Annotated in this window: 11 protein-coding genes; 9 read left to right on the top strand and 2 right to left on the bottom strand. The window is 35.6% G+C overall.

The window, feature by feature from the left end:
- Positions 1–28: 28 nt before the first annotated feature.
- The 9 genes from JHT90_RS07880 to JHT90_RS07920 all read left to right on the top strand — a co-directional run bounded on the left by JHT90_RS07880 (position 29) and on the right by JHT90_RS07920 (position 11347).
- Positions 29–1189, top strand: a complete 1161-nt coding sequence (locus JHT90_RS07880) for a PilZ domain-containing protein (RefSeq protein ID WP_201090247.1) — start codon at positions 29–31, stop codon at positions 1187–1189.
- Positions 1190–1198: 9 nt separating this feature from the next.
- Positions 1199–2662, top strand: a complete 1464-nt coding sequence (locus JHT90_RS07885) for a sel1 repeat family protein (protein ID WP_201090248.1) — start codon at positions 1199–1201, stop codon at positions 2660–2662.
- Entirely contained in the window at positions 2659–4122 is a 1464-nt protein-coding gene (locus tag JHT90_RS07890) for an ion channel protein AlgE (protein WP_201090249.1), read from the top strand. The genes JHT90_RS07885 and JHT90_RS07890 overlap by 4 nt, the downstream gene beginning before the upstream one ends.
- A gap of 2 nt (positions 4123–4124) precedes the next feature.
- Positions 4125–5552, top strand: coding sequence for an MBOAT family O-acyltransferase (locus JHT90_RS07895; protein ID WP_201090250.1), 1428 nt, complete (start codon positions 4125–4127; stop codon positions 5550–5552).
- Positions 5553–5563: 11 nt separating this feature from the next.
- Positions 5564–6667, top strand: coding sequence for an alginate O-acetyltransferase (locus JHT90_RS07900; protein ID WP_201090251.1), 1104 nt, complete (start codon positions 5564–5566; stop codon positions 6665–6667).
- 15 nt (positions 6668–6682) lie between these two features.
- Positions 6683–7324 carry an alginate O-acetyltransferase AlgF gene (locus JHT90_RS07905; RefSeq protein ID WP_201090252.1) on the top strand — a complete coding sequence of 214 codons (642 nt, stop codon included), beginning with the start codon at positions 6683–6685 and terminating at the stop codon, positions 7322–7324.
- Between the two features lie 78 nt (positions 7325–7402).
- On the top strand, positions 7403–8746 hold the full coding sequence (locus JHT90_RS07910; protein WP_236253884.1) for an alginate O-acetyltransferase AlgX-related protein: 1344 nt from the start codon (positions 7403–7405) through the stop codon (positions 8744–8746).
- Complete coding sequence (locus tag JHT90_RS07915) at positions 8737–9852, top strand: alginate lyase family protein (RefSeq protein WP_201090254.1); 1116 nt, start codon at positions 8737–8739, stop codon at positions 9850–9852. Before JHT90_RS07910 ends, JHT90_RS07915 begins: the two co-directional genes overlap by 10 nt.
- 82 nt (positions 9853–9934) lie before the next feature.
- The gene (locus tag JHT90_RS07920) at positions 9935–11347 is read left to right on the top strand and encodes a right-handed parallel beta-helix repeat-containing protein (RefSeq protein ID WP_201090255.1); all 1413 of its coding nucleotides are present in this window, start codon (positions 9935–9937) and stop codon (positions 11345–11347) included.
- Positions 11348–11387: 40 nt separating this feature from the next.
- On the opposite strand, the gene JHT90_RS07925 is transcribed toward JHT90_RS07920, so the two are convergent.
- On the bottom strand, positions 11388–11885 hold the full coding sequence (locus tag JHT90_RS07925) for a DUF6586 family protein (RefSeq protein ID WP_201090256.1): 498 nt from the start codon (positions 11883–11885) through the stop codon (positions 11388–11390).
- 65 nt (positions 11886–11950) lie between these two features.
- The gene (sthA, locus tag JHT90_RS07930) at positions 11951–13348 is read right to left on the bottom strand and encodes a Si-specific NAD(P)(+) transhydrogenase (RefSeq protein WP_201090257.1); all 1398 of its coding nucleotides are present in this window, start codon (positions 13346–13348) and stop codon (positions 11951–11953) included.
- Positions 13349–13403 lie beyond the last annotated feature (55 nt).

The raw sequence follows: 13403 nt of genomic DNA on the forward strand, positions 1-13403 counted from the left end.
TTAAACCGTGAGTTAATTGAAGAATATTATGGACAACAAAACTACACCAACAGGCAGTCAAGGAGGACCTAAAATAGTGCATGAGGCACTAGATGAACGTCAACATATTCGTACAAAAATCCCTGCCAAAGTAACTATTACACGGGAAGATAATCAAGAGTTTATTACAGAAACAGATATAGAAGATGTTTCTCTAGGCGGCATCTCTTTTAAACATTATGGAGAAATACCAAAAGGCACTTTACTACGCTCACTTATCTCTCTGCCAATGAATTCCCTTGAAATACGGATTGAAGTAACATTAAAAGTAATATCACGCACTAATCATAAATATGGTTGCCAGTTTATAGATTTAGATGCAGGTAAATGTGATATTTTGCGTTATCTGATTGTTGCTTATACCTCTGGTGAGGTTGTTGATATTAGCGGCCTGTTTAATATCATGCAACGTGAGAATTATATTAAAAGCCGTAAAATCAAAGATGCCACTCAAAGAACCATAGCAGAAAGGCTGAAAGCCATTCTAGGCACCATGTTATTTGCTATGGTAGGGTTATTAGCATTAAGTTTTGTACTTTATAAAAGCTATCTATTATTTTTTACCTTAACACCTACTGAAGCAGTTGTCAGTGCAGATACTTACACCATTAGTATGCCAGATAATGGCTACCTTAAGCTGCTCATTAAAGCCAATCAAACTTCAGTCATTGATGGTGAACCACTGGTTAATATTTCTACACAGCTTGCCACTCATTTTACAAAATCATCTGATTTGCAACTATTAGATAAATTAACCCTTGAAGAAACCAATCAGTTACTTGCTAAAACCACGGTAGAAACAGTTATCAATAGTCCTTGTGACTGTGATGTTTTCTACCCATACCCTATTCCAAAAGGCTTTTCCTATAAAGAATCTCCTTTATTATACTTAGTACCCAAAAACGAAAAGCTTTATGTAAAAGCAACGATACCTTACGGCAAATTAAATAATCTAAACAAAATAAGCCGTATCAGCATCAATGTCTATAACAGTACTGAAACCATTGAAGGAAAAGTTTTTAGATCACAAATTGATAATCGTACCCAAAGTACTGTTTTATTTATTGAACCTAATAAGCCATTGCCTAAAGAAAGTTATCAGCAACCAGTATCTGTGAGCTTATTCTTAGGATTACCTTTTACTTTTTAGGAAAAAGTTATGAAAAAAGGGATTATTTACTTTTGTATCTTGTTTGCAACAACTGCTTCAACCATCAATGTTGCATTCGCTAACCGTGGTTTAAATGAAATACGTTATGCCTTATTTAAAGATCCGAATGCTGACGTAATGGAAGATCTAACAAAACTAGCAAAGTTTGGCGATAGGCAGTCAATGCTATTACTGGGTAATCTACTTGTTCAAAAAAATAGCATGGCTAATAGCACAGATGCTTTAGAGCTATTTAAAAAAGCATTTGCTGAAGGGCATGGTGAAATACCTGCTCTTACTGCAATGGCTAGAGTATTAGATAACAATACCCGTTTACGTAAAAAACAAGCAAGCTACATAAAAAAATCTATACAACAATATCCATTAACAAGGGATCCACAAACCGTTACTGCAACGTTAGAAGTTTTTGTCACTTATCCAAACTTTATTAATAACAAACAAGCGGAAAAACTAATCGCTCTTTATCAATCCTCTTGTTTAGCTTTTTGTCGTCCAGAACTTTATAAAGCTGTATTAGCAGAACAACAAGGTAATAAAGTATTAGCATTACAACTTTATGAAAAAGCTTTTTTTAGTGATAGTCGTGCTGTTTTCCGTTATTACAAACTGTTAGGTGATAAGCAAGATACCTTATTTCCTCAGTATACAAGGAGTTTACAAGATCAAGTAAATAGTTTACCAGTAACTACTGTCCACAGCATTGCCTCTGTATTAGATACTATTTTCTTAACTCAACGTAGCTTAGCTATTTTAAAGGCTAGGCAAACTTATGAGAAAAATAAGCATTTAACAGGATTAGCGTGGGAACAAGCCAAAGCACAAACCGAAATCTCACGTAAACAGATAACAGAGCAGGCTACTAAAGATGAAAATGAGATTAACTTTTGGCTAGATAACGCTATCGAACGTAACTGGGTTCCTGCCATGGTATCAAAGGTTAATAAAATGACCTCATTACCTACCAATTATACCCCTGAAGAAGCACTGGGTTTGATTGAAAGAATAGCTGCAACTCAACCACAAAATGCGAAAGCATTAACAGTATCAGTTTCTATGGTAAGTAGTTGGAATACCCTTAATCCACCTAAAAGTTATGAACTGATTCAACAATTGCAGCAAGAACAATACCCTTCTGCCAATATGTTGTTATCTACTCTCTATAGTCGAGGTGTCTTGGATGAACCCGATCAGCATCGAGCACTAGCCATATTAGAAAATGAAGCTAAAAAAGGATACCCATCCGCCTTCTATGTTATCGCAGGTATTTACTATCAAGGGCGAGCTATTTGCCGAGATAAAGCCAAAGCCTATGCTTACGTATTATTAGCTTATGAGTTAGGAGAGTTCAGAGCTTCTGGACTAAAAAAACAATTAATGAACGACATGACAAAACAAGAAGAACAACAAGGACTTTCTTTATATAAACAACTAGCCAAGGAGTATCAACTATGAAATGGCTAATTAAAATACCCTGTTCATGGATAATAATTTTTTCCCCTATTTTCAATACATGGGCAGAAGAAGAAAACGCCTTTGCTGATATTGGTGAAGTGCCAGCGCAATTAGTTGATGGACAATTACCTCCTGTCACCTCATTGTTTTATAACAAAGTAACCACACAGTTAGGTAGAGGCCCTGAAAACTCAGCATTAGGCAGTGACCGTAAAAACTTCTATAGCTTTAGATATGAACCTTCTTTTTATTGGTTTTCCCCTGAGCAAAAATGGCCAAAATGGACTTTCTATACTCGCGCATGGATAAACTATGATTCCAAGTATTACTCGCCATCCCTACAAGAAGATGGTGGAAACTATGAAAATACCCAAAGCAGTAAACGACCTCGTTATGGCTATGCTGAATTAAGAGAGTTTTATATTCGTCGTGGCCTATTATGGGATGATCCTAGATTTTCTGTTACTGCAGGTAGACAACGTTTCTATGATAAATATGGTATTTGGTGGGATGACAGTTTAGAGTCAATCAGATTTGACTATAACAATACCCTTAGCTCTGGTTTTTTAGCAGTTAGTCAGAAATTCTGGAACTATAATACTGACGTTAACAAATTAGACGAACAAGATAAAAAGATTGTTTATGTCATGGGACAATATGAGTGGCAATGGAGTGCGCGTAACTGGCTTGGTACACGTTTCCTCTATGAAAACGATTATTCAGGTAAACATATTAATGACACCAATGACTTTAAAGGAAGTCGTATAGGGGTTTTCATGAAGGGTGACGATCAACGGGTCTCTCCCCTGTTTAATGACTACCACGTTGAATTTGTTCGAATGCAAGGAAAAAGACGAACAATTGATGACAATTATAATACTGAAAAAAACTCTATAAATGGATGGTTGTTATTAGGTGAAGTGGGTAAACGCTTTGATAATGCTCCTTGGACACCTAGAGTATTTGTTTATGGCGGCCTTACGGATAATCCAAAAGATCAATACCATGGCTATCAACTTAATAGAATCCAAACAGACCGTTTAACAACGCCTGGTAGCTATAGTACCCGTTTAGTCAGCTCATTTGTTAGGTTAGATATGAGCAACTTAATGTTCTATGGCATAGGTATTCAGACCAACCCTGCTGATCGTAGCCGAATAGATTTTCGTATTAGCGATATTAAGCTGCGTAATAGCTCAGCTGGCTTACCTATTCGCGTAAACCAAGAAATAAGCCGTGATCGCAATGAGCGAATAGCTAATAACAATTACTCCAGCAGTAAATCCGTGGGACAAGTATTTGATGTCAATTATTACTGGCAAATGTTCCCTTATAACTATCAAGGAAAACATTTCAGTATGAGTACATTGCTCAACCTAAGTTACTTTAGAAGTGGCAGTGCTGCTAGAAAGGTAGGTGACGATTATCAAATTACACTAGGTTTGGTTTTTAGGTACTAACAATGATATTTGCTTCGAACGTTTTTCTATTTTTATATTTGCCAACTTTTTTTATTGTTTACTATTCAGTAAAAGCCAGTTGGCGCTCTACTGTTATTGTTATTGCTAGCTATCTTTTCTATGCATGGTGGCGTCCAGATTTTCTGCTACTTTTTGTGGGTATTACCGCATGGAACTTTTGGCTTGGGTTACTTATTAAAAAGCAACTGGATAAAAATAATAAAAAAGCTGCATTAAGATTATTATGGATAGGTGTAATAGGTGATCTAGCTACACTAGGCTATTTTAAATACGTTAATTTTGGTGTTGAAATTATTAACACTGTATTAGAACCTTTAGGTTTTAATACCTTTACCCTCGCCAATATACTATTACCTTTAGGCATTTCCTTCTATGTATTCCATGCCTTAAGCTATATTGTAGATATATATCGCAAAAATGCTGTTCCCACTAAAAGTTTTATTGATTTTGCCGCTTTCGTTTCCCTATTCCCTCACTTAGTGGCTGGTCCCATTTTAAGATACAGTGAATTAGCGCCTCAATTTAAACACCGTGAACACTCATTGGATATATTCTCTTTAGGGGTTTGCCGATTCTTTCAAGGGTTTATTATGAAAGTATTAATTGCCGATAATTTAGCTGGCATTAATGCACTGTTTCTTGGCCAAAATACCTTACATTTCTTTGAAGCATGGTTTGGCTTAATTGCCTCATGTTTACAGCTATATTTTGACTTTGCTGGCTATAGTTGTATGGCTATTGGATTGGCATTAATGATGGGCTTTAAGTTTCCTGAAAACTTTAACCAACCCTATGCTTCACAAAGTATTACAGAGTTCTGGCAACGTTGGCATATAACACTAGCACATTATTTGCGGGACTATTTATTTATGCCGCTAGTGCGTAACAAAATAATGAATCCACTATTGGCTATTATTTTTACGCTTACTATTTCTGGCCTCTGGCATGGCGCAAGTGCAGCAATGGTTCTATGGGGATTCTACTTAGGTACGTGCATGGCATTAGAACGTGTGTTTGGTGTGGCAACTAAACTGAATACACCATGGAAATTCTTCCGCTACATTCGCGCTGTATTTTTAGTTTTATTAGCAATGCCACTCTTCTTCACCAGTAATTTAAACCATAGTATTGATATTTATGGTTCATTATTTGGTTTAAATGGCTTTGGTGATTTAGATATTTATATTTATGGCAGTTCCAGAATGACGGTTGCCTTTCTTGGTATTACTGTGCTGTGGACATTAATTGCAGGCATTATTAATAAACGCTATTACCTAGGCAATAAAGATAATTATTTTATGCAACGGGTTACAGGCTATAACTCCTTACTCTTATGGGCTGGCTTTTTATTGGCGCTTAGTAGCCTTGCTGCTAATTCCTTTTCACCTTTTCTTTATTTCCAATTTTAGGAGGATTGTTTATGTTCCCTACAACACAATCATCCAGCAAATTAAACGGTATATTATTTATCATATTAATAGTGGGTATGTTTATTTATTCCATCCCTTCTATTTTTAAATTTTCTGAAACTGAAACAGACAATTGGTCATTATTTATGGATGGCAAATTGTTACGTAAATATGAAACATTTTACGACAAGCAATTTTTTGCCAGAGAACCCTCTGTAAAACTATGGGCAGACATACGCTATCTTGTATTTAATGAAGGTACCAGTGGTGTGATTTTAGGCAAAGATGCTTGGTTATTCACCAATCAAGAATATCTAGTTGTTAATGATTTATCAGCACAACTTGATAAACAATATCAACAAATAAAAGAAATTGATGAGCAATTAAAACAGCGTGGCCAAAAGCTAATCATCTTACCTATTCCCATGAAAGTAGATATTGAGCATAACCATACAAGCAGAGAACCTAAGGCCGTTGTCCTCAATCTCTATGATGCGTTTATTGAACAACTGAATGAAGCAGGTATAGCATCAGTAGATATTAGACCTAGCTTTCAGCAACAGCAAAATGATGCTGTGTTTATTCGTAATGATACCCACTGGACTCCAGAAGGTGCATCTTTGGCAGCTAAACAGATAGCACAGCAATATCCTAAATTAAAACACGATACTTTATTTAACACCAATAAAGTCAGTGAAAAAGAACACAAGGGTGACTTAATGAACTATATGCAATTTCATTTAAGTATTGCTCGACAAAACTATCAACCTGTAAATTTACCCATCTTTGAAACAACACAGACCAATCAAGAAATCTCTGATAATGCATTATTTGGGGATGAAAAATACCCTATTGCACTTGTCGGCACGAGTTATAGCAAAATGGACGATTGGAATTTTGTTGGCTTTGTTAAACAAGAATTACAAACAGATATTCTTAGCCATGCTTTAGAAGCCAATGGCCCGTTTGAAGCAATGGCTGAGTTTCTTAAGCAACCAGATTTTAATGATCCCACTATCCATACTGTAATTTGGGAGTTCCCTGTCCGTACCTTATTAGTGCAGAGCTTTAGAAACAATAAGAAAGGTACGGAAAATCAAGTCAAACACTTTTAAAATGGAGTTATTTTTATGAAACTACTAAAAACGTTCTTTGTGTTAGCTAGCTTTTTAGCTTTTGCTACTCATATTCAAGCACAAGAGGGTAACGCTGATTTATACGATGCAGTAGCACCTGCCGATTCATCTTTTGTGAGAATAATAAACCTCAGCAGCAGTACTATCTCTGCTACCCTAACCAGCAAAGTAAACCCACAACGTGTGGCAGTAAATCAATTAAGTAACTATCGCTTTGTAGCACCAGGCAAACATAAAGTAACTGCTGGCAGCGCTAGTATAGATTTAGATTTAAAAGCCAATACAGCGGTTACCTTAGTGTATGAAAATGGCAAATTCTCGTTAATTAACGATCAATTTTCTAATGAACCAAGAAAAGCACAGGTTGCTTTCTATAATTTAACCAACGAACCTATGGAATTAAAAACAGCTGATGGTAAACATGAGGTTATCCCTGCAGTTAATAAAAACCAAACAGGAAGTAGAAAAGTTAACGAAATTAAAATTGCTTTTGCCGCTTACTCAGGTAGCAAGAAAATAGCTAGCTATCCAAATAACTTCTTAAAAAAAGGTGGTTCTTATAGCTATCTTGTAATCCCAGAAGGAAGTGGTTACAAAGCTATTGCTCAACAAAGCGGTATTGATCCAACTGAATAATGATAATACAGGGTAGTAACTATGAATTTCTCATCCATCAACAAGTCAATTTCCATTATCATTTTTGGACTACTGTGTTTGGTCTCAACACAAGCATTAGCAGAAAAGAACTGTAAAGATGATTTGAGTTGTTTAATCTGCCCTGCTCTTCATGACCCTGTGCAATACCAGACAGGGGCCATGAAGTTAATGAAAGAACTTATACCAGGCAAAGATCGTTGGTTATTTCGTACCATGGTTGATTTAAGCACCGATTTTGGTATTCCTACGGAAAGACACGCAGACTTTGCACGATTAATGCAAACGTTCAAAAGCAAAGGAATACATGTAGCAATGGCTATTCAACCAACCAGAGGTTTAATGCATCGTGATAAGCTGTATGACAATGACAAAAATAAATTTAATTACAAATTAGCCACTGCTAAATTAAAATTGCTCGCTAACCAAATGCGTAGAGCAGGTGCTGTAGTTCCTGATGTATTACCTTTAATTGAATCTCCACCTAAAGAAGATTATTTTTTCCGTCGCGATCACCATTGGACACCGCAAGGAGCACAAATTACAGCTAAATTAGTGGCAGATGAAATTAAAAAGCAACCTTTCTATAAAGATTTACATAAAACTAATTATAAAACTTCTCCAGGTGTATTTATTCCTAAAATGGGTACACTAAACGAAGGGCTACAAAGAGTTTGTGGTAATAACTTTGGTATGCAATATGTGCAAGGCTACCAAACAATACCTGAAAATAATGATGCTGATGCTTTATTTGGTGATATGCCAGAACCTGAGATAGTGTTAGTAGGTACCAGTAATTCAGCAGCACGGGAAAATGAAAGTAAACAATTTAATTTTGATGGTTTTTTAAAACAATATCTTTCTGCAGATATTTTAAACTATGCACTACCAGGTGCTGGCGCAGAAGGTTCTCTCTTAGAGTATTTACTCTCTGAAAACTATGACGCAAAAAATCCACCCAAATTAATTATCTGGGAACTTGTGGCAAACTATCGACTAGGAGATGAATTAACTTATCGACAACTTATTCCTGCTGTTAAAGGAGGCTGTAAAAAACCTCTGCTAAGTAAAACCACTAAGATGAGTAAGTTAATTGAAGGACAACGCATAGAGTTATTAAGTAATACCGCAGATAACATACAACAGCTTAATACAGCTGGTAATTTTCTTGATATAAAATTTACTGACAAAAACTTAAAATCATTTTATATATTTACCTACTATGATAATGGAGCACGTGATAAGGTATGGTTCCGCAGACCCCTCATTGTTACTGGTGGTCAATTTCATCTAGAACTGAGTCGTTCAGATGAATTTAAAGACGCCAATTTACTATCTGTATTTATTCAACCTACACAAGCGGTTAATGCCCCTATTTCCATGGAGGTAAGTGTATGTCATTAAAACTTAAGCTAGTTTTAATAACTTTTCTAATTAATACTTTCAACTTATCTTATGCACAAGATACTGTTAGTATTTGGGCTAATTTAGACACACCGCAAGCACAAATAACTAGCAATGACTATAAAACAACCCAATGTACAATAGCTCCCCCAAAACCTTATACTGGTGCGCTATTAATAGAAAGTAAATACAATCAAGCTGACCCTAACAAAACTACTTTAGTTACTGCCTCTAAATCATCTAAAGAAATTGAAAACTATATTAAAAACTACATAAAAGGATTATTAACAGCTTCTAAAAAATACAGAAAAGCAAACAAAGCAAAACAAGCCAATGAAGCATTAGCCTGCTTAAGTTATTGGCTAGATGGTTGGGCAAAAGCGAATGCGTTACTTAACCCAGAAGCTACTAAAACAGGTATTGCAGGCAGAAAATGGGCTTTAGCTGCCATCTCCGCCATTATCCTTAATACACAAGGATACAGTAATGGCAAATTTGAATTAACCACCGATCAAAAACGTTGGTTAAAGAAACTGGCGGAACAAGTCATTCAAGAATATGAACCAAGACGCGCTAATAATTTCACTGGTTATTTCAATAATCATGATTACTGGGCTGGCTGGGCAGTGTCTGCCACAGGCATGGTACTACAAAATAAAGAGATGATTATTTGGGGGCATACAAGCCTACAAAGAGCTTTGCAACAAGTTATAGTTTCTAATAACGGACAATATGCTTGGCTACCCTATGAAGTGGCGCGTGGTAAATTGGCCGCTGATTATAGTAACTATGCCATGATCCCTTTAATGCTATTAGCTGATACTGCTAAAGCTAACCAACTTAATCTCACTGCTGATGAGTTAAAGAAGCTGCAATTACTAGGTAATTTTACAGCACTTACTGTGCTTAACCCTAAATCACTCCCTGAATTGCCAGGGAAACAAAGCACTGTGAAACCTTATAAAATGATTTGGGTAATACCTTTTATCAACAGCTACCCAACTAATAACTTAGCAAAACAACTCTATTCAAAAAATCCAACAGCTATTGATAATTACAGTCAAATTAGTGGCTCAATTAAATATTTTTACCCTAATGTAAACTAATATAGATAATGATATGCCAAGGTTAATATTACTATTGAAATCGCTGAAAAATAATTTACTTAGTTTCTGGGTAGCTTGCTTAGTGATATCTACAACCTTTGCATCCCCTTCTATACAACAAATAGATGAGAAAGTATTTACTGAAAATTTAGTAACCATTCAAAAAACCATTGAACCCACTATAACAATTGCAGATATGCGTTTGCCACCCCAAACAGGAAAAATAGCAATTAGTGCTATGTTTTCAGCCCAACATGGTAGTTGGCCTTTTGAATCGTTTGCTATTAATAATCTCTTTCGTGTTATAGCTACTTATCAAGCTAATCACCCCCGAATGATTACTATTAAAGGCGGTACAATTACCTTAGAACAACTAAACAAACATATTAATAACCAACAAGTTATTCGTCCGTTTCAAGATGGATATTTATTAAGTTATCCTTTAATGATTGAAGAGGATGCCGCTTTATTATTAGAAAATACCTCCCTTTATCTCTATGGTCACTCAGGTACTGCCATTATCAATAGAGGTATACTGAGCATCCAAAAAGCAAAAGTTGAAAGTTGGTTTGATAACAGGCCTGCTTATGTTATTAATAATACTGTTTTTCGGCCTTTTATTATGAACTGGGGTGGTAGCCGTTTACAAATCATTGATTCTAAATTTGCCAAGCTAGGATATAATGCGTATCTGGTACAGGGGATCACTACAGCTATTAATAATAATCAACCTACAAAGCTACCAATCCAAGTAGAAATTAAAAACAGTGACTTTTCTGCCCTATCCGCCCTTAATTTAAAAAATGCACTGGTTTCAATTGATAATTCAACTATTCATACCTTTCAGCAATATGGTGTTGATTTAATAGATAGTCAATTTACTATTGCTAATAATAAAATTCAGGGTATTAAAAATAATAGCGGTATCCGTATTCAGGGTAATACGCAAGGCATTATCGACGGCAATGTTATTTTTACTGCTAATAAATCTGCTATCGAAACACAGCACGTATCAGGAAAGTTGGTTATTCGTAATAATATTTTAGCGAAAGATAGCCGCCATGGTGTGCTATTAACGCAAAGTGATGCTAAGGTGTTAATAAAAAATAATCTATTTACCAAACTCACTGGTACGGCTATTGAATCCAATGAATTTTCTGGTGCTGCTTATATTGTGGATAACACTATTCAAGATATTCCTGAATATGCGGTGAGTTTTAGAAACGTAACAAAACAACAGAATGCTAACTTACTATTTTATAACAATAAAATAGCAAAAATAAGAAAAGCAATATTACGCACAATAGGTATTGGTAATATTTCATTGGGACATAACAAGTTGCTAGGCTCTCAACTCTACCAAAACTTACTGATTGGTGATTTACTCCCCATTCAAGGAGCCATCTTAGAGGCAACAGAAAAATATGAGTGTATTGTAGAAGTTAATACTTTTTTATCTACTAAAAGCAATTTGAATTTTCAAACCTGTAAATAACGTTCATTTAACTTAACATCAAATATTTAGCTATACACTATTAATATTCTGATAAACCTGCGCGAAAGCGAACAACTAAATCGGATAATTGCTTTAAACAATTTTCAGCATCTTGTAGCGTATCTAAGCTATTTCCTAGTTGCGTTATAGCAATAATATCAATAGAGGATTTTTGTGGTATGGCAGAATTGAAAAGTGCCTGCCACGCTTGATCTATTACACTTAAAAAGCTATTGGCATCTTCTAATAAAGTAACTAATTCATTGAGTTCTGGGCTAGGGTTTTGTTCTACAAAGCTTGCCGTTAAAAACTCTTTGAAAGCCACAGGCTGATTAAGCAATGGAAAGCGATAATAACTGGCTATTTCATTATACAACGCCCAAACAGCACTATATAAATGAAAAGCAGCGCGTTCTTGAAAAGCTTTAATAGCTGCTATAGTTTTTGAGGGAGAGTCTATAGCTGCCTGCCAATCGGTCAAAGTTAATTTTACAAAATAGATTTTTTGATTAGTTATTGTATAAGGTTCATTTGCCATAATTACGTTTAATCAGCTAAATAAAAAAGTAGGTTAATTAGTATAACCTACTTGTTAGTTATTGATTAAATCTTAAATAATCTATTTAATCCATCAAATGCAGCTACCCGATAGGCTTCAGCCATCGTTGGATAGTTAAAGGTATTATTGATAAAATAACGCAGATTATTTTGCTCGCCTGGTTGATTCATAATAGCTTGACCAATATGAACAATTTCTGAGGCTTGATAACCAAAACAATGCACACCTAAAATTTCTAAGGTATCGCGGTGGAATAATACCTTTAAAACACCTGCTCTTTGATTAGCAATTTGAGCGCGTGCCATACTCTTGAAAAAAGCTTTTCCCACTTCATAAGGCACTTTATCTTTAGTTAATTCTTGCTCTGTTTTACCCACACAACTAATTTCTGGAATGGTATAAATTCCTGTAGGCACATCATCCACATAACGGCCACTTCCTTCTTCAGCTATATTGGAAGCAGCAGAACGTCCTTGATCATATGCCGCACTGGCTAAACTAGGCCAACCAATTACATCGCCCGCGCCATAAATATGAGGAATCTCGGTACGATAATTTTCATCCACATGAATTTGACCACGACTATTGGCTTTTAAACCGATATTTTCTAGGCCTAACCCATCTGTATTACCCGTTCTACCATTACTCCATAATAAAGCATCTGCTTTAATTTTCTTGCCTGATTTCAAATGTAAGATTACACCGTGTTCAATCCCTTCAATTTTTTCATATTCTTCATTATGTCGAATCATTACATTAGAGTTACTAAAGTGATAACTTAAAGAATCTGATATTTCTTCATCTAAATAGCTTAATAAGCGATCTCGATTGTCAATCAAGTCAACAAGCACCCCTAAACCACTAAAGATAGAGGCATATTCACAGCCAATCACCCCTGCTCCATAAATAATTAAACGACGGGGTGTATGATTTAATTTTAAAATGGTATCGCTGTCATAAATGCGTGGGTGATTAAAATCCACATCCACAGGGCGATATGGGCGAGAACCTGTTGCTATAATAATTTCTTTAGCAATTAAACGCTCTACAGTACCTGAGTTACACGAAACTTCTACAGTATGATCGTCAACAAAACGGCCTTGACCAAAAAAAACAGCGATACGATTACGGGCATAATAACCTGTACGCGAATTTACCTGACGATCGATGATTTTTTGTGCATTTTTCAGCACATCAGGAAAAGAAAACCAACGTGGTTCACCAATCGCACGGAACATAGGATTAGTATTAAAATCCATAATTTGCATAACTGAGTGACGTAGTGCTTTTGAAGGTATTGTGCCCAAATGAGTACAACCACCACCAACCACACCTCTGTTTTCAACGACAGCTACTTTTTTGCCTGCCTTACATGCGTTAATAGCAGCCCCTTCACCTGCTGGACCACTGCCTAGCACTACAACATCAAAGTTATAAATCATGTCTTTTCCTTTATTACCGCAATTTCTTTAAATAGCTATTTATTGTTAATTACAG

The organism is Entomomonas asaccharolytica (assembly GCF_016653615.1).
GTDB lineage: Bacteria > Pseudomonadota > Gammaproteobacteria > Pseudomonadales > Pseudomonadaceae > Entomomonas > Entomomonas asaccharolytica.